This window comes from Sphingomonas oleivorans (assembly GCF_003050615.1).
GTDB lineage: Bacteria > Pseudomonadota > Alphaproteobacteria > Sphingomonadales > Sphingomonadaceae > Sphingomonas_H > Sphingomonas_H oleivorans.
In genome coordinates, this window is record NZ_NWBU01000004.1 from 13773 (window position 1) to 30417 (window position 16645).

The window sequence follows — 16645 nt, forward strand, 5'->3', positions numbered from 1 at the left end:
TGGGCCATCCGCCCAGCGGCGCTCAGCCTGAGCGCGGTGATTTCGGGCTATTTCTTCGCGAGCACCGCCAGCGCCGCGCTGGTCATCGCCTCGGTCGCGGTGCCGACCACGCCTTCCGCATCCGGCGCCCAGAAGGGGCTGTGGATCGACGGCAGCTTGGTGATGTCGCCTTGCGCTGCCTGCCACTTGTCGTGCGGCACGCCGCCGACCCAGAAGAGCAGGCTCTGCACGCTCTTGTCCGCCAGATAGAGCTGGCTGAAATCCTCGCCACCCATCTGCGCGCGCGTCACGACCACGCGATCCTTGCCGAAGCGGCGGACGAACAGATCGGCCACCTGGCCGGTGAAGGGCTGGGTATTGAAAGTGGCGGGGGTATATTCATCCTTGATCGTCACCACCGGCAGCCGGTCCTCCGGCATGCCGGCGGCAAGCGCCTCCCCCTTGGCGATGCGGGCGATGCCATCGAGCAGGATCTTGCGCACTTCCGGCGTATAGCTGCGCACGGTAAGCTGGAGCCGGGCCTCGTCGGGGATGATGTTGTGCTTGGCACCGGCGATAAAGCTGCCGACCGTCACCACCCCCGATTCAAGCGGATCGACCTCGCGCGCGACGAGCGTCTGGAGCGCGGTGACGATGCGCGCGGCGAGCACGATCGGGTCCTTCGCCAGATGGGGATAGGCGCCATGGCCGCCGACGCCCTTCACCACCAGATCAACCGAATCGACATTGGCCATGGCATAGCCATCGGCATAACCGACCGTGCCCGCCGGCAATTGCGCGGAATCATGGAAGGCGATCACCGTCGAAGGCTTGGGAAAGCGGGTATAGAGCCCGTCCGCCAGCATCGCCCGGGCGCCCGAGCCGATCTCCTCCGCCGGCTGGCCGATCATCACCAGCGTGCCCGACCATTGATCCTTCATCGCCGCCAGCCTGCGCGCCGTGCCGATCCAGGCGGTCATATGCGTATCATGGCCGCAGGCATGCATCACCGGCGTCTCCGCGCCTTCGCGGGTGAGCGACTTCGCCTTGCTGGCATAAGCCAGGCCCGTCTGCTCGGGCACGGGCAGCCCATCCATGTCGGCGCGCAGCAGCACGACCGGACCGGGGCCGTTGCGCATCACCGCGACCACCCCCGTCCGGCCCACGCCGGTCGTCACCTCGAAACCGAGCTTCCTGGCCTCCGCGGCGAGCTTCGCGGCGCTGCGCGTTTCCTGGAAGCTGAGCTCCGGATTGGCATGGAAATCGCGATAGATGGCGAGCAGGTCCGGCATGTCGGCCTTGATCGCATCGCGGAGCGGATCGGCGGCGGCGGCCGGCGTGGCGGCAAGGAGCAGGGACAGAGCGATGAGCGGGCGCATGGATACTCCGGTTCAGCCTCGGGATGCGTCACTCTGCCGATTCGATCGCGCAGCGCAACATATCAGTCGCGCGGCAACAGCTCGATCACGTCCAGCGTCGATTCCCAGCGCGGATAGGGCAAGACGAGGCGCCAGCGCCTGGGGCCAACCCGCTCGACCAGCCCCACCATGTCCCGATCGGCATCGCGGCCATAAGCGAGGCCCCGCTTCTCGTCGCCCAGCACCATCGTGCCGAGAAAGATCATGCGGCGATCGCTATCGGGATAGATCAGGCCTGCGGGCCGCTGCGAACCATCCAGCTTGCGCAGGCTGCGCTCCCCATCCGCCCCGGCGATGCGGCAGGCGAAATAGGGATAGGCGATATAATCGGGAAGCCCCGCCGATTGCGCGCCGAGCTTGATGACACGACAACGATAGTCGCCGGGCGGCGGCGCGGGATCGACCAGCGCCGCATCGGGCGCAAGGAGCGCCCCCTGCGCGACGATGCGCATGCCGGCCCCGGCATTTCTCGCCTTGGCAAGCGCGTCCATCCAGGCGGTGCGCCAGTTTCTAAGCCGGGCGCGATCGGCCTCGGTGGCGACCGCACGCCAGCCGCTCACCTGCGGCGGCGCACTCGGCACGGCGAGCGGCGACGGCAGCACGGCCGGCCTCTCCCCCCCGCGATCACCGTGCGAACAGCCCGCTAGTCCCAACGAAGCCGGCAGCAGCGCCGCACACAGCATGCTTCTCAAATCCGGCCTTTCCACAACGGCTATCGGGAAGCCAGAATATCGCGCGCCGCGCCCGCCGCAATCCCGAAGCGCGGATCACCCGATCGGCTATTGCGCGGTCCAGCCGCCATCGACCGACAGGTTGGCGCCGGTGATGCCCCTCGCCTCATCGCGGCAGAGATAGAGGACAAGGCTCGCCACCTGCTCCACCGTAACGAATTCCCGCGTCGGCTGGCCGGCGAGCAGCACATCGTTCATCACCTGCTCGCGCGTCATGTTGCGCGCCTTCATCGTGTCGGGGATCTGCTTTTCGACGAGCGGCGTCCAGACATAGCCGGGGCTGATGCAATTGGCGGTGATGCCGAAGGTGGCGGTTTCGAGCGCGACCGTCTTGGCAAGCCCGGCAAGGCCGTGCTTGGCGGTGACATAGGCCGATTTGAAGGGCGAGGCGACGAGCGAATGGGCGGACGCGGTGTTGATGATCCGGCCCCATTTGCGCGCCTTCATGCCCGGCACGGCGGCGCGAATGGAATGAAAGGCGGAGCTGAGATTGATAGCGATGATCGCATCCCATTTCTCGATCGGAAATTCCTCGATCGGGGCGACATGCTGGATGCCGGCATTGTTGATGAGGATGTCCACCGCGCCGAACCGCCCTTCGGCATCATGGACCATCGCGGCGATCTCGTCCGGCTTCGTCATGTCGGCGGGAGAATAGGTGGCACCCGCGCCGCTCGCCTGCTCCAGCGCCACGCGCTCCGCCTCGATCGCGGCGGCGTCGCCGAAGCCGTTGATCACGATATTGGCGCCCTCTGCGGCCAGCGCCTTGGCATAGGCCAGGCCGATCCCCGAGGTGGAGCCGGTGATGACGGCGGTCTTGCCTTTCAGGAACATATCGATCTCCCACGATTCGACCCCACATGCAGGGAGCCTGTCTGTGCCCCGCAGGTTCAACAAGGGCCGACGCCGCGTCAATCACTTCCGGCGGACGCGCTCACCGTCTGGTCAGATCGAAGGCCGCGGTCTTGCCGTCCAATATGTTGCGCGCCAGCAGCTCGGACTTGGTCATCGTCTGCGCGACCGAGGCGCGGCCGGACATCCAATGTTCCGCCATGGTGCGCGCCGAAAATTCATAGTCGCGCGAGCCGCCTTCCCAGGCATTGGCACGATAGATGAGGTGAACGAGGCTGACCGCATGCTGGCGCGCCGCCTCGCGCAGCAGCGCCGCATCGGGGCGTTGCCGCAATTCCTCGGGCAAGGCATCGAGCAAGCGGGCAAGTGCCTCGCGCTCCTTGCGATAGCGCAGAAGCATATCCGAAACCTGCCTGGTACGGCTGGAAAACTGAATCTCCTTGGCGCGCGAATAGACGTCGGTGATCGTTTTGGGCGCCTCATTCGCGGCAGGGAAGAGATCCACCTGGAAGACGAGCATGTCGCTCGCCTGCCGCTCCAGCACATGGCTGAGCGGCGTGTTGGAGACGAGACCGCCATCCCACCACAGCTTGCCGTCTATCTCCACCGGCGGCAGGCCGGGCGGAAGCGCGCCCGAGGCCATGATGTGCCGCGCGTCGATCCGCCCATTGGCGGTGCAGAAATAGTGGAAGTTACCGCTCTCCACCTCGACTGCGCCGACCGACAGTCGCACTGGCCCGTTGTTGAGCAGATCCCAGTCAACCAGCTCGTCGAGCGTTTCGGCGAGCGGTGACGTATCATAGAAGCTCAAAGCATCGGATGTGCCGGGAATGGCGAGGGTGGGCGGCACCAGACGGGGGCGGAACATGCCGGGCACGCCCAGCGCGGCGACCATCCCGGCGGACCATTCATGGATCAGCTCGCGCCCGAAATCGGCATGCCAGATGGGGAAGCTCGGCTGGGCCGAGGTGACCCTGTCCCAGAAGGCACGAAGCCTTTGCACCCGCAATTCCGGAGGATTGCCGGCTATGATCGCAGCGTTGATGGCGCCGATCGAGATGCCCGCAACCCAATCCACCTCGATCGCCGCCTCGTCCAGCGCCTCATAGACTCCAGCCTGGAAGGATCCCAGCGCGCCCCCGCCCTGGAGCACCAGCGCCACCTGATCCGGCAGCGGAACGGCCCGGGCCACACGCTGGGGATGGGCCGCGCCAGGATGGGGATCCACATCTGCCATGCATGATTGATGCGCCCATTGCTGCAGCGCGACAAGGGCGGAAGTTTCGCCCATGCAACCCCTGCCCCACCCAGGCATTCAGCCCCTGACGAATGGAGACTGGCGATGCGCCTCGACGATTACCGGACCAGCGACAATGTGGAAGATCAGCGGGGCATGAACTTCGGCGGCGGGGGCAGTGGCGGCCTCGGCCTGATCGGCATGCTGCTGGGCGGCGGCAAGATCGGCGTGGCGATCGCCATATTGCTGATCCTCGGCACCATCTTCTTCGGCGGCGACATATTCGGCGGGGGCGGCCAGCGGGCCGTGCCGCAGGCCGGCCAGTCGGCGGGCCGTGATGCTGCCGCGGCCTGCGCGGTCGATCAGGCGAGCACCTTTTCCTGCCGCGTGCTGGCCAGCACCGAAGACACATGGGCACGCATCTTCCAGGAAGAGGGCGGCCGCTATACGCCTGCCAAGCTGGCCTTCTATGGCGGAACGGGCCAATCGGGCTGCGGCGCGGCGCAGGCGGCGATGGGCCCCTTCTACTGCCCGAGCGACAATGGCATCTATCTCGACACCAGCTTCTTCCGGGAACTCGAGCAGCGTTTCGGCGCGGCGGGCGATTTCGCCCAGGCCTATGTCATCGCGCATGAGGTGGGCCATCATGTACAGGCGCTGACCGGCGTCGCTGATCAGGTCCGCCGGGCGCAGGCGCGATCGAACGAGGCGACAGGCAATGCGCTGCAGGTGAAGATGGAATTGCAGGCAGATTGCTATGCCGGCGTCTGGGCGGCACGCAATCGCGACCGCATCGAGCCGGGCGATGTGGAGGAAGGGCTGCGCGCCGCACAGGCGATCGGCGACGATACGCTGCAGAAGGCCGCCGGCCAGCGCCCCGTGCCCGAAAGCTTCACCCATGGCACCTCGGCCGAGCGGATGCAGTGGCTGAAGCGCGGGCTGGACAGCGGCGATCCGGCGCAGTGCGACACCTTCGCCGGATAGGCGCCGGAGAAGCCGCCCCGGCACGCGAAAAGGGCCCGGCCTGACGGCCGGACCCTTCGCGCACAGCGCATGACGCCGTCCGGAGGCCGATCAATAGGTGCCGGAAAAGCTCCGGTTTAGGACATGAGCACCGCCGCGTTCCTGCTCTCGATCACGCTCCGTGTCGCTCCAGAACATGCTGCGCTCCTCGTCCCGCCACTGGGCATGCGCCTCCTCGGCGGTCTTGTTGAGCTCGACCTTGTCGCCGACATTCTTGATCCAGGAGCAGGGGATGGAATGATGATGGCCCGCCGCGTCCTTGTCGCTCTTTGTGAGGATGATCCGGTCGCCACGGACCTTGTCGACCGTGCCAACATGCTGGCCTTCCGAGCCGACGATCTCCTGATGCTCGCGTACCTTGTTCAGCGCGCTGCGCTGCGTCTCGCGATTCTGCCGCCAAGTGCCGAATTCGGTATCGAAACGGGTCTGATGCTCGCGCTGATATTCATCATAGTCGCGATCGAGCATCTCGATCTGGCGATCGCGCCACGCACGATAGTTGGGATCCTGGCCCCGCTCTCCGCGTTCCCGGCTCGCACCATATTCGGCCTGGCCCTGCCTCATCCCGCCACGGCTCCCGCCATAGCCGGCCGTGCCATAGCCCGAGGCGCCATAGCGGCCGCCGCCGCCATATTCGCGCTCAGATTCCCGTTCCCGCTGACCATAGCGCTCATCGGAGCGGCGGCGGCGTTCCGCCTCGTCATCACCGAACCAGGAACGGACCTCGTCCCCGGCCCGCTCGAAAAAGCCGCGATCTTCCTCACCCCGAGGTTGCCGGCCATAATCCCGCTCGCGCCCATAGTCGCGCTCGCGGCCATAATCCCGTTCCTCGCGCCTTTCGCGAGCGCGCTGCTCGTAACGACCACCATAGCCGCGATAGCGATCCTCGTCCGAATAGCGTTCACCGGAGCTGCGTTCGCCATAGTCACGGTCGCGGCCGTAGCGGCGATCGCTGCGTTCATACTCCATCGGATCCTCCTGATCATTTTCGGATGCCGCGCGGAAACGTAAAGGGAGTAAGTCCCCGTACGGCCAGGCGAAAAGCGACCGCGAGAAGGGATGGTTCCAGCCCCAAAGACGAGTCGCCCGCCCAAATCGACGAGCCGCCCATCCACCATGAAATGACCGGAACCGCCGGTAAAGAGAGGCTTTTCCGCCGCCGCCACGATCTTTCGCACACGCCTTTCACGCAGACGTTGCATCGCGCGAAACAGCCCGCTAAAGGGAGCGCCCCGGCGGGTGCGGGGCTGTAGCTCAGATGGGAGAGCGCTGCAATCGCACTGCAGAGGTCAGGGGTTCGATTCCCCTCAGCTCCACCAACCCCGCCGGGACTTTTCCGCCAGATCTGATCGATGAGCCCCAAAGGGCAATCACTTAAATTCCGCCAATCCGGGACCGCCTTGGGACCGCAAATGGGCGGTAGCCAGATGGCGGGGCCTCAAGCCGCCTTTTCGGGCGCGAGCAGCGACTCGAGCTTCTCCAGGCTCTCCGTCCAGCCCTCGATCCTCCCCATCCCCACCATCGCATCACGCAGAGATGCGGATTTGAACAGCGACCGGATCGTCAACTTCGTCCTTTCGCCCTGCTGCTCGAAGATGACGGTGGAAAGCGTTTCGAGCGCGGGCCGGCCCGCCACTCTGTCGCGGCCGGGATTCAACTGGTCGTGCCATTGCTCGGGAAGCTCGGAACAATTGTCGGTCATGACCAGCCGCTCGGGCGGCGCGATCTCGCGATAGACGCCCTTCACCGGATAATCGGTGCCGTCGGGCCCGCGCATGACGATGCGATAGGCGCCGCCCGGCCGCAGATCCAATTCGCAGACCGGAACGGTGAAGCCATGCGGGCCCCACCATTTCATCAGATGCACGGGATCGGTCCACGCCCTGAACAGCCGTTCGCGCGGCACATCGATCAGGCGGGTGATGACGACCTCGCGCTCCGGATTCGATTCCCTCGCCAGGATCATGCGCCCTGCTCCTGTGTCTGGAACTGATCCTGTGCCTGAACCTCGCGGACCCATTCGGCCTTTTCGCAATTGACCATCCACTTGATGCCGAACCGATCGGCCAGCATGCCGAAACGCTCGGCCCAGAAGGTCGGCTCGAGCGGCATCTCGACCGATCCATTTTCCACCAGCGCGTTGAACAGCCGCTCCGCCTCGGCCGGATCGTCGACATTGAGGGTCAGATAGCAGCCCTTCATTCCTTCATAATGTTCGGGTGGGGTATCCGACCCCATCAACACCCAGTCGCCGGCCGTCAGCCGGGCATGCATGATCTTGTCGCGCCGTTCGGGCGGCATCTTCTCCACCTCCGCCCCCGGCATGTCCGACTGCTTCATCATGACTTCGATCTTCCCACCGAGACATTGTTCGTAGAATTTGAAAGCCTCCTCGCACTGGCCGTTGAACATCAGATAGGGGTTCATTTTCATGGGACGCTCCTCTCACTGATCGATTATCGGAATCTTCCTGGTACCGCCGCTCCACGCGCATATCCGCCACGCATGCGCTTCACGGTCCGGATGACCGGGAGCATCACCGGCACCTCCACCAGCAACCCACCGCCGTCGCTGGCCCACCGTCGCCAGCGCCGCGCCCGAATTCAGCCCGAACGGGGGATATGGCGGCAGCCACGGCCAGCTCGAAAAAATTGGACGCCCCGATCAGCGCAGCGGGCGCGGCCGCGCTACGATCTACTCGCTCTGGAAACCGAACAGCAGGGCCAATGTTCCCGGCAGCCGGCTCATTCGACGCCGACCGAGCCATGATTTCATGGAAGATCGGGCGTATTGGTTCCGGCCCCAAACATGCTCGGCGAAAACACCTACAGCTATTCCGTAGTCAAGGATCGGGCGACCCATTACGAGAATGTCGGCTGGCGCTTCCCGTTCGGCAGGCGTGCACGATAATGAAGCGGCGGATCGTTCGGGGCAGCGCCCCGTCTCGGACGACGGGCCCAACTGCGATTATCTGGTTCGAATAGGTTTGCCGTCATGTCGACAGAAGGTTCCAAGACCGTGAAGCTCGAGGATATCGCCCGCAAGGCGGGCGTCTCCGTATCCACGGTCTCGCGCGCGTTGAGCGGCAGTGCGGCGGTGAATGCCGAAACGCGGCAGCGCATCCGCGATCTGGCGGAAGAACATGCCTATGACGCGCCCTCGCGACGCAGCCGGAACGCCGCCAGCCGGCCGATGCCGCCGATCACCATCGTCATGGCCCCGCCCCATTCCGACAGCAGCCAGATGGCGGAGCCCTTCTCGCTCGGCCTGCTCGGCGGGATCGGGAATGCGATGCGCGAATATGAATGCGATTTCACCGTCTCGCATCGCGTTCCCGCCGATCCCGACTCGCTCGTCCGATTCATGGAATCGAACCCGGCCGAAGGCATGATCTTCCTCGGCCAGAGCCAGTTGCACGCCTCGCTCAACCGGCTTGCCGCGCGGGGCCGGAAATTCGTGGTCTGGGGCGCGGAGATCGAGGATCAGGCCTATTGTTCGGTCGGCAGCGACAATCTGCGCGGCGGGCAGCGCGCGACGAGGCACCTCATCCGCCTCGGCCGGCGCCGGATCGCCTTCATCGGCGACGGCGACAGCCGGGAGGTCGCCCAGCGCCAGCAGGGCTATCGCGACGCGCTGGAGGAAACCGGGATCGCGATCGACCACAAGCTGATCCGCCCGACCAGGCTCTATCCGGATTCCGCGGTAGAGGCGATCGACGACCTGATCGACCGGGGCATCGCCTTTGACGGCATCGTCGCCGCCAGCGACATGATCGCGCTCGGCGCGATCCGGGGGCTGGAGCGGCGGGGACGCCGCGTGCCGGACGATGTTTCGGTCGTCGGCTATGACGATATCGACATGGCGGCGCATATGCGGCCGGCGCTGACCACCATCCGACAGGATACCGCCAAGGCCGGCCGGCTGCTGGTGGCGAAGGTCATGCGCATCCTCGGCGGCCATCCGGCATCGTCCGAACGGCTGACTACCGATCTGATCGTGCGGGAATCCTGCGGCGCCTGACGCCAACGCTGCATTCCGGGGGTGAATCCACCCTCTTGCATTGCGCGACATCAAGGGATCGCGGACGGCACAAGCATCCGCATGAATCATTTCTGGTCGACTTCTGATCTTCATGATCCCTGACTGATGCAATTCTTCGCAAATCTGATCCTCTTTTTGTTGCAATTGCAAAAGCCGCTGATAGGATGAGGAGAGTCGACACAGAAGCGACTTCAAGGAAGCGGGGAGGATATGGCGAAGAACTGGCTGGCCGATATGTCGATCGCGGCGCGGATCTGTTCATCCGGCGCAGCTGCCGCTCCCAAGTCCTCCATGCTCCCGCCGCATCAGGTGGAAAAGGCACCGGCATCGACCCGTCCGATCGCCGCTGCGGCCGGGCTTTGATGATGGGCGAGATCGTCACGGTCGATATCGGCGGCACCCATGCCCGCTTCGCCATCGCCGAGGTGAAGGACGGGCGCGTCGTGTCGCTGGGCCGCGAGATCACGCTCAAGACGGCCGAACATGGCAATTTCAGCCTTGCCTGGGAGGCTTTTGCGGGGCGGATCGGACGTCCCCTGCCGCGCGCCGCCGCGATCGCCGTCGCGGCACCGATCAACGGCGAGGCGATCAAGCTCACCAACAATCCCTGGACCATCCGTCCCGCCCTGCTGCGCGAACAATTGGGGGTGGACAGCTTCATCCTGGTCAATGATTTCGGCGCGGTCGGCCATGCCGTGGCGCAAGTCGGACCGGAACATCTGCGCCATCTGTGCGGGCCGGATATCCCTCTCCCGCCCGAAGGCGTCACCACCATCGTCGGCCCCGGCACAGGCCTCGGCGTCGCGCATGTACTGCGCCGGGGGCGCCATTCCGCGATCGTCGAGACGGAAGGCGGCCATGTCAATTTCGCGCCGCTCGATGCGATCGACGATTCGATCCTTGTCCGGCTGCGCGCGCGCTATCGCCGCGTCTCGGCCGAGCGGATCGTCTCGGGCCCGGGCCTCGCCAGCATCTATGAGGCGCTCGCCGCGATCGAGGGACAGCCGATCCAGCCGCTCGACGACAAGAGCCTGTGGACCGTAGCGCTCGAGGGCAGCGATAGCCTTGCGGCGGCGGCGCTCGACCGCTTCTGTCAAAGCCTCGGCGCGGTGACGGGCGATCTCGCCTTGGCGCAGGGGGCGCAGGGCGTCGTCATTGCCGGCGGGCTCGGCCTGCGCCTTGCCAAGCATCTGCCGCGCTCCGGCTTCCGCCAGCGCTTCGTCGCCAAGGGACGGTTCGAATCGCGCATGGCCAGGCTGCCGGTAAAGCTCATCATCCATCCCCAGCCCGGCCTGTTCGGCGCGGCTGCGGCCTTTGCGGAGGCCCATGCATGAGCCATTGGCGGAGGGCGGGCCGATCACGCCCGCCTCCGCCCACCCTGCACGAGGGTAAGCGCCGCTAAAAGAGCGCGAAATCACACAAGCCCTTAGGACGAGGATATAAAACCCATGTCGATCTTTTCCGCGCCCCATCGCCGTTGCCTGCTGCTGCTCGCGGGCGCGCCACTGGCATTCATCAACAGCGGCTGCGCCCAAGCCGTTCCCCCCGCCGCGACGGGCGCGGCCAGACCAGCCCCGACCGTTTCGCAGGACTATGCGCCCTATCCGGGCGATCCGGACGGACGGACGGAGCGCGTCACCGTGACGGTCGATCCGAGCGAGGGTCCGCTCAGAAGCTTCACGCTGCGCTCGACCGCGCCGCAGCGCGACAATGGCCCATCCGAACGGCGCATCGCCGAGCAGGCGGATCGTCCCTCCGTCCATAGCGGCAGCCTGCTGTTCGATGCGCTGTTCGCGCTGGCGCTGGACGATGCTCGGCTCGACAGCGCCAGCAGCATTCGCGACGACGCCTATAATGACGGCAGGGACATTGACTGCAACTGCTTCCAGACGGGCGAGAAATGGCCCTATGTCTGGACGCGCGACCTTTCCTATGCGGTCGATCTGGGGCTGGCCGGGATCGATCCCGCGCGCGCGGTGAACTCACTATTGTTCAAGACGAGCGGCTTCCGCGACGGCGCAGCCATTCCCTCCACCTTGCCGGCCGGATCGACGCAGATCATCCAGGATACGGGGTCGGGCGGAAGCTGGCCGGTCAGCACCGATCGCACGAGCTGGGCGCTGGGCGCGGAGGCCGTGCTGGCGCAACTGCCCGATGCCGAGCGCGCGGCCTTCGCCGAAAAGGCCTATGCCGCGCTGCGCGGGACGGTGGAGGCGGATCGGGAGGCCGCCTTCGATCCCCTGACGGGCCTTTATGGCGGCGAGCACAGCTTCCTCGACTGGCGCGAGCAGACCTATGCGCCCTGGATCGTCGATCATCTCGCGAAGATGTCAGCATCCAAGGGGCTTTCGACCAATATCGTTCAATATCGCGCGCTGCGCCTTGCCGCGCGCCTCGGCCGCGAGCGCGGCGATGCGGCGGAGGCGACGAAATATGACGGCTGGGCCGATGCGCTGAAGAGCGCCATAAATGATCGTTTCTGGATGCCGGAGGCGGGCCTCTATGCCAGCCTCACCACCGCCGATCCGACCGCCGCGCCGATCGCCAAGTTCGACATGCTGGGCAGCGCGCTCGCCATAATTTCCGGCATCGCCGATACGGATCGCGCGCTGAGCGTCGTTTCGCGCTATCCCCATGCGCCCTATGGCGTGCCGGTCTATTTCCCGCACCAGCCGGGCATGGTGCCTTATCACAACCGTGCCATCTGGCCGTTCGTCACCGCCTACAGCCTGAAGGCGGCGGCGCGGGTGCGCAATGTCGCCGTCGCGGATAATGCGGTCGCCTCGCTGATGCGCGGCGCGGCGCTTCATCTGTCGAACATGGAAAATCTCGAATGGCTCACCGGCAAGTCCGAACATGATGGCGGGCCGGTGATCAATTCGCGCCGCCAGCTCTGGTCGGTCGGCGGCTATATCGGCATGGTGACGGAAACGCTGTTCGGCTATCATGTCGATGCATCCGGCGTCCGCATCGATCCCTTCCTCACCACGAGCAGCCGGCGCCTGTTGGGCGATGGGAACAACGCTACGCTCGATCGCCTGTCCTATCGCGGCAAGCCGCTGCGGATCTTGCTGCATCTTCCGGCGGCGGCCGGCGGCAGCGGCTATTATCCGGTCGCCTCGATCCGCCTGAACGGCGCGCCGAGCGACGCGCAGCTCGACCTGACGAAGCTCCGCACTGAGGACAATCTGATCGAGGTGACGTTCGGCGCGGTCCGGCCCGGCGAAGGCGGGATCACGCTCGCCCCCGCCGTACCGAGCCGCAGCCATGACGATCCCACGGTCTTCTCCCCCTGGACCCCGGCGATCGCGGCGGTCCGGCGCGCGGGCAATGACATCGTGCTGGATATCGCCCCATCGCAGGGCAGACAGAAGCTGCGCTATACGGTGCTACGCGACGGCGTGGCGGTAGCGAGCAATGTGGAAGGCCCCTCCTGGCGCGACCCGCATGCGCCCGATGCGGGCCTGACGGTCTGCTATTCGGTGACGGCGGTGCATCCGGAAAGCCGGATCCAGTCGCACCCCTCGCTCGATGCCTGCCTCCGGGGTTCGCTCGCCCAGACCATCGCGGTGACGGACGCCCGCGTCGAAACGAGCGCGCCGCTCGTCCCCGCCTCGCCGACGCTTATCCAGCCAACGCGCCTGGTGGGTCGCGACACGTCTTTCTCGATCCGGGACATAAATATCCCGAAAGCGGGCACTTACGCTTTCCGCTTCGCCTATAATAATCATCTTTTCGATATTAATACGGGCGTCACCAATGCCGTGAAGCGGCTACGCCTTGTCGATATGAAGGGAGCGACGACCGGTCAGGCGATCGTCCAGATGCCGCATGTCGGGCCGGTGGACGGCGTTCATCCGCTGCGCGAGTCCACGGTTGCCTATTTCACCTTGCCGAAGGGCCGCTATCGGCTCGACCTCTCCGACTATTTCAATATGAGCTATTTGGCGGTGAACAGCGTCTATGCGCGCCCCGGTGGCACCGAAGGGCCGCGCAACGAAGCCTCGATCGCCGCGCTGCAGATCGACGCGGTTTCCACGCCGACCGAGACAGCCGCAAAATAAGCGCTCCAGCCCGTCATGCGATTGACGACCGGATGTTCCGGGCGGGAGCGCAGCGTCGCGACGAGCACCGGAATGATCGAAATTCCGGTGCCCGTCACCTGCAATAAGCTCGGGAGCCTCAGGCTTCCGCCGGCTCCGGCGCCTTGGCGGCCTTGCGCGACGCGCGGGCCTTGGGCGCGGGCTTTGCGGGCTCCGGAGCCGCCTTGGGCTTGCGGCCGAGACCGATCTTGTGCGCCAGTTCCTTGCGCTGCGCGGCATAGTTGGGCGCGACCATCGGATAATCGGACGGCAGGTTCCAATAAGCGCGATATTCGGCCGGCGTCATATTGTGATGCGTGGCGAGATGACGCTTCAGCATCTTGAGCTTCTTACCCGTGAACAGATCGACGATATAGTCGGGCTTCACGGACGCACGGATTGAGACGGCCGGCTCCGGCTTTTCCACCACGCTTTCGGCGGCGGGCGCGCCCAGCGCGATCAACGCTCCATGCACGCTGCGGATGAGCGTCGGAACGTCCGACACGGACACGTTGTTATTGGAAACATGGGCCGAAACGATGTCGGCAACCAGTTGGATGATGTCGTCGTTTGAGTCAGACACGATTGCTTCCCGGGAGATTGTGATTTGCATAAGCCTGCTGCGGCAGCGCGCTATGTAGTTAGCGAACGCCAGAACGCAACTGATATATGTTACCTCAGATCACATAAACAATACTATGCCATCCAAAACTCTCTTTTCCGTCGATTATATTCGTCGACAGGAACATCGCCCGGAGGACGGCACTGAGGCCAGAGATCAAGAACAGGGTTGGAACAGCGCGAACATCGATCTGAATTTTATCAGATCGGACAGCGCCTTTCCGGCCGCTCTTGTGCCGACTCGGCCTGCCGATATCGGAACCACCAACGAACTTGTCAGCGCGAACATCCCGATCCACGGCATGAGGCTTCGATGGGCGATGGCCTGCCTGCAACTCATCATCGCAACCATTTAGATGGGGTGCGCAATCATCGGACGATCCCCGCCGCGCCCTGCCGCCGATTGGCCACGGCATCCCCAAGGCATCCGTAGACTTGCGGATTACGGCGCACATTCTCGTTTCCTAGCCTCGATGCGAACGATATCCGCCGAAGGAGGCCAGGATGAAGAATATCCTGCTGCTGGTGCATGATGATGCCGGACAGGAGGCTCGGCTGCAGACGGCGCTCGACCTCACCAGGGCATTCAATGGCCATCTCAAATGCGTCGACATAGTGCAGATGCCGGCCGTGATCGGCGATTATTATAATGAAGCCGGCGAAGCGATGCTCCTGGCGGATGAACGCAACCGTGAGGCAAGCAATCGCGAGGCGCTCGAAGCCCGGCTGGCCCATGAGGACATCGCCTGGGATTGGGTGGACCTGGTCGGGGACATTGCCGACTGCGTCATCGCCGCGGCGGGACTTGCCGACCTGATCGTCATCAACCGGAAGCTGGACAGTCCCGCCGGACCGGACATGCAGGGAATTGCCGGCGCCATCGCGACGCATGTGCGCAAGCCGCTCGTCGCGATATCCGAGGATTGCCCGCGCTTCGACGTGACCGGCCCCGCGTTGATCGCCTGGGACGGCTCGCCGCCGGTCATGGCGACGATGCGCGCCTGCACTCCGCTCCTTGCGCTTGCCGCCAATGTCCACCTGCTCACGATCGGCGACGAATCCGAAGGCGTTTCGGCGGAGGAAGCGGCTGCCTATCTCTCCCGCCACGACATTCCGGCGACGATCCAGCGCATCGAACAGAGGGAGACACCCATCCACGTCCACATCCAGGAGGAATGCTCCGGCCAGGGCGCATCCTATTGCCTGATGGGTGCCTTCGGCCATTCGCGCGTAACCGAAGCCCTGTTCGGCGGCGTGACACAGCAGATGCTGAAGACAAGCAGGATCCCGCTAGTCCTGGGGCACTGACGGGATCGCATATCCCCAGGCCGGCCGATCGGGAATCGCTCCGCAGCGCCCCGGAGCAGCATATATGCGCCCGCCTTGGCGCTTCCCCCGGCGGCGGGCGCAACAGTTCATCTTGCCCATTTACCATGTTCGGCAATGGATGATCGTCACTGATCCGAAACAATGATCACCGTCCGATCGATTCGGTGATCATCTTTACTTGGCGTAAAACCGGCGCCACAGCATTGGGCGATTCGGATTCTCTGCAACACCAATAGAGACTTTTACCCCCCGGATTGACACCGGGCTGCGGATCCTCGTGCCCCGATCAACGGCCTGCCTTGCTCCGTCATCCTCGCCCCCGCTGATCGACCCGAGAATTTCTCACTTAACTTCAATCATTTGCGCGACTTTAGAATCCCATGGCAGGTCCCGGCCTCCGCGCGGCCGACGGATTGAACAAATGCGACGCACCCCGTCATGAGATGTTCGGGCGCATCGAACATCATTTCAATATTGCCCAAGGCATGATTAACTGGCATTTAAGAAATGCGGCAGCGCAGCAAAAGCGACCCAGAGGGGGACGTCGTGATGTTCAAGCAATTCTTACCGGTTGATGGCAACACGCCGGAGCGAGCCTCCCGGCAAGAAGATATTGTTATAAGAACCATCGGCGCATCGCCTTCGGCACGGCAGGAAGCAGCCATCCGGATGCTCGATATCGTGATAAGCCTGCTGGCGATCCTTGCACTCGCACCACTATTCCTGGTCATTGCCGGGATGGTCAAGGCAGCCGATCGTGGGCCGATCTTCTTCGCCCAGCCACGAATCGGGCGGAACGGCAAGATCTTCCGCTGCCTCAAATTCCGCTCCATGGTGGTCAATGCCGAGCAGCGGCTCGCCGAACTGCTCGAAAAGGACCCCGTCGCCCGTGCGGAGTGGGCGCGCGATCACAAGCTGCGCAAGGATCCCCGCATCATCCGCGGCGGCGAATTTCTCCGCAAGGCGAGCTTCGATGAACTGCCCCAGCTTTTCAACGTGCTGCGCGGCGAGATGAGCATCGTTGGCCCGCGCCCCATCGTCGCGGCCGAAACCCCGCGTTACGGCCGCTACTTCTCCAGCTATTGCGCGGTCCGCCCCGGGCTTACCGGCCTGTGGCAGGTCAGCGGGCGCAACGACGTCTCCTATCGCCGCCGGGTTGCCTGCGACGTGACCTATGCGCGCCGCAAGTCCGTGCAGAACGACCTCCGCATCATCGCCATGACCGTGCCGGCCGTGCTGCTCGCCAAGGGCTCCTACTAAGCCGGCTTCCGTCAATCTCCGGGTCTCGGGGACCGGCCGCGCTGGCATCATCGGCCCGCGGGCGCCCCTCCG

At 64.8% G+C, this 16645-nt stretch carries 15 protein-coding genes, 1 tRNA gene and 1 pseudogene; 8 read left to right on the forward strand and 9 right to left on the reverse strand.

What is annotated here, in order from left to right; all coding sequences use genetic code 11:
• Nucleotides 1-47 precede the first annotated feature (47 nt).
• From CLG96_RS00260 to CLG96_RS00275, 4 genes are all read right to left on the reverse strand, one after another.
• Complete coding sequence (locus CLG96_RS00260; RefSeq protein WP_107965881.1) at nucleotides 48-1358, reverse strand: amidohydrolase; 1311 nt, start codon at nucleotides 1356-1358, stop codon at nucleotides 48-50.
• Between the two features lie 62 nt (nucleotides 1359-1420).
• Nucleotides 1421-1999, reverse strand: coding sequence for a DUF4893 domain-containing protein (locus CLG96_RS00265; RefSeq protein ID WP_243395543.1), 579 nt, complete (start codon nucleotides 1997-1999; stop codon nucleotides 1421-1423).
• 177 nt (nucleotides 2000-2176) lie between these two features.
• Nucleotides 2177-2962, reverse strand: a complete 786-nt coding sequence (locus tag CLG96_RS00270; protein WP_107965883.1) for a 3-hydroxybutyrate dehydrogenase — start codon at nucleotides 2960-2962, stop codon at nucleotides 2177-2179.
• 100 nt (nucleotides 2963-3062) lie between these two features.
• The gene (locus tag CLG96_RS00275; protein ID WP_107966738.1) at nucleotides 3063-4217 is read right to left on the reverse strand and encodes a patatin-like phospholipase family protein; all 1155 of its coding nucleotides are present in this window, start codon (nucleotides 4215-4217) and stop codon (nucleotides 3063-3065) included.
• A 105-nt stretch (nucleotides 4218-4322) separates the two neighbouring features.
• On the opposite strand from CLG96_RS00275, the gene ypfJ reads away from it, so the two are divergent.
• On the forward strand, nucleotides 4323-5201 hold the full coding sequence (gene ypfJ, locus CLG96_RS00280) for a KPN_02809 family neutral zinc metallopeptidase (RefSeq protein ID WP_107965884.1): 879 nt from the start codon (nucleotides 4323-4325) through the stop codon (nucleotides 5199-5201).
• A gap of 90 nt (nucleotides 5202-5291) precedes the next feature.
• On the opposite strand, the gene CLG96_RS00285 is transcribed toward ypfJ, so the two are convergent.
• Nucleotides 5292-6209, reverse strand: coding sequence for a DUF2171 domain-containing protein (locus CLG96_RS00285; RefSeq protein WP_107965885.1), 918 nt, complete (start codon nucleotides 6207-6209; stop codon nucleotides 5292-5294).
• 274 nt (nucleotides 6210-6483) lie between these two features.
• On the opposite strand from CLG96_RS00285, the gene CLG96_RS00290 reads away from it, so the two are divergent.
• Nucleotides 6484-6559: transfer RNA gene (locus CLG96_RS00290), tRNA-Ala, on the forward strand.
• A 119-nt stretch (nucleotides 6560-6678) separates the two neighbouring features.
• Here the strand turns inward: CLG96_RS00290 and CLG96_RS00295 are convergent.
• From CLG96_RS00295 to CLG96_RS19040, 3 genes and pseudogenes are all read right to left on the reverse strand, one after another.
• Nucleotides 6679-7206, reverse strand: coding sequence for an SRPBCC domain-containing protein (locus tag CLG96_RS00295; protein ID WP_107965886.1), 528 nt, complete (start codon nucleotides 7204-7206; stop codon nucleotides 6679-6681).
• Nucleotides 7203-7673 (reverse strand): VOC family protein, encoded by a 471-nt coding sequence (locus tag CLG96_RS00300; protein WP_107965887.1) that lies wholly within the window; start codon nucleotides 7671-7673, stop codon nucleotides 7203-7205. Before CLG96_RS00300 ends, CLG96_RS00295 begins: the two co-directional genes overlap by 4 nt.
• A gap of 23 nt (nucleotides 7674-7696) precedes the next feature.
• A pseudogene (locus CLG96_RS19040) lies at nucleotides 7697-7923 on the reverse strand (hypothetical protein); the annotation flags it as partial.
• A gap of 311 nt (nucleotides 7924-8234) precedes the next feature.
• On the opposite strand from CLG96_RS19040, the gene CLG96_RS00310 reads away from it, so the two are divergent.
• The 3 genes from CLG96_RS00310 (at nucleotide 8235) to CLG96_RS00320 (ending at nucleotide 13345) form a co-directional block, all read left to right on the forward strand.
• Nucleotides 8235-9260, forward strand: coding sequence for a LacI family DNA-binding transcriptional regulator (locus CLG96_RS00310; protein ID WP_107965888.1), 1026 nt, complete (start codon nucleotides 8235-8237; stop codon nucleotides 9258-9260).
• A gap of 386 nt (nucleotides 9261-9646) precedes the next feature.
• On the forward strand, nucleotides 9647-10615 hold the full coding sequence (gene glk, locus CLG96_RS00315; RefSeq protein WP_107966739.1) for a glucokinase: 969 nt from the start codon (nucleotides 9647-9649) through the stop codon (nucleotides 10613-10615).
• Nucleotides 10616-10729: 114 nt separating this feature from the next.
• Nucleotides 10730-13345 carry an MGH1-like glycoside hydrolase domain-containing protein gene (locus tag CLG96_RS00320; RefSeq protein ID WP_107965889.1) on the forward strand — a complete coding sequence of 872 codons (2616 nt, stop codon included), beginning with the start codon at nucleotides 10730-10732 and terminating at the stop codon, nucleotides 13343-13345.
• A gap of 118 nt (nucleotides 13346-13463) precedes the next feature.
• Here CLG96_RS00320 and CLG96_RS00325 read toward each other — a convergent pair whose 3' ends face one another.
• Entirely contained in the window at nucleotides 13464-13976 is a 513-nt protein-coding gene (locus CLG96_RS00325; RefSeq protein ID WP_107965890.1) for a Ros/MucR family transcriptional regulator, read from the reverse strand.
• Between the two features lie 85 nt (nucleotides 13977-14061).
• Here CLG96_RS00325 and CLG96_RS00330 point away from each other — a divergent pair, with 85 nt between their 5' ends.
• The 3 genes from CLG96_RS00330 (at nucleotide 14062) to CLG96_RS00340 (ending at nucleotide 16573) form a co-directional block, all read left to right on the forward strand.
• Nucleotides 14062-14340 (forward strand): hypothetical protein, encoded by a 279-nt coding sequence (locus CLG96_RS00330; protein WP_107965891.1) that lies wholly within the window; start codon nucleotides 14062-14064, stop codon nucleotides 14338-14340.
• 148 nt (nucleotides 14341-14488) lie between these two features.
• Nucleotides 14489-15292, forward strand: a complete 804-nt coding sequence (locus tag CLG96_RS00335) for a universal stress protein (protein WP_107965892.1) — start codon at nucleotides 14489-14491, stop codon at nucleotides 15290-15292.
• Nucleotides 15293-15820: 528 nt separating this feature from the next.
• Nucleotides 15821-16573, forward strand: a complete 753-nt coding sequence (locus CLG96_RS00340) for a sugar transferase (protein WP_243395544.1) — start codon at nucleotides 15821-15823, stop codon at nucleotides 16571-16573.
• Nucleotides 16574-16645 lie beyond the last annotated feature (72 nt).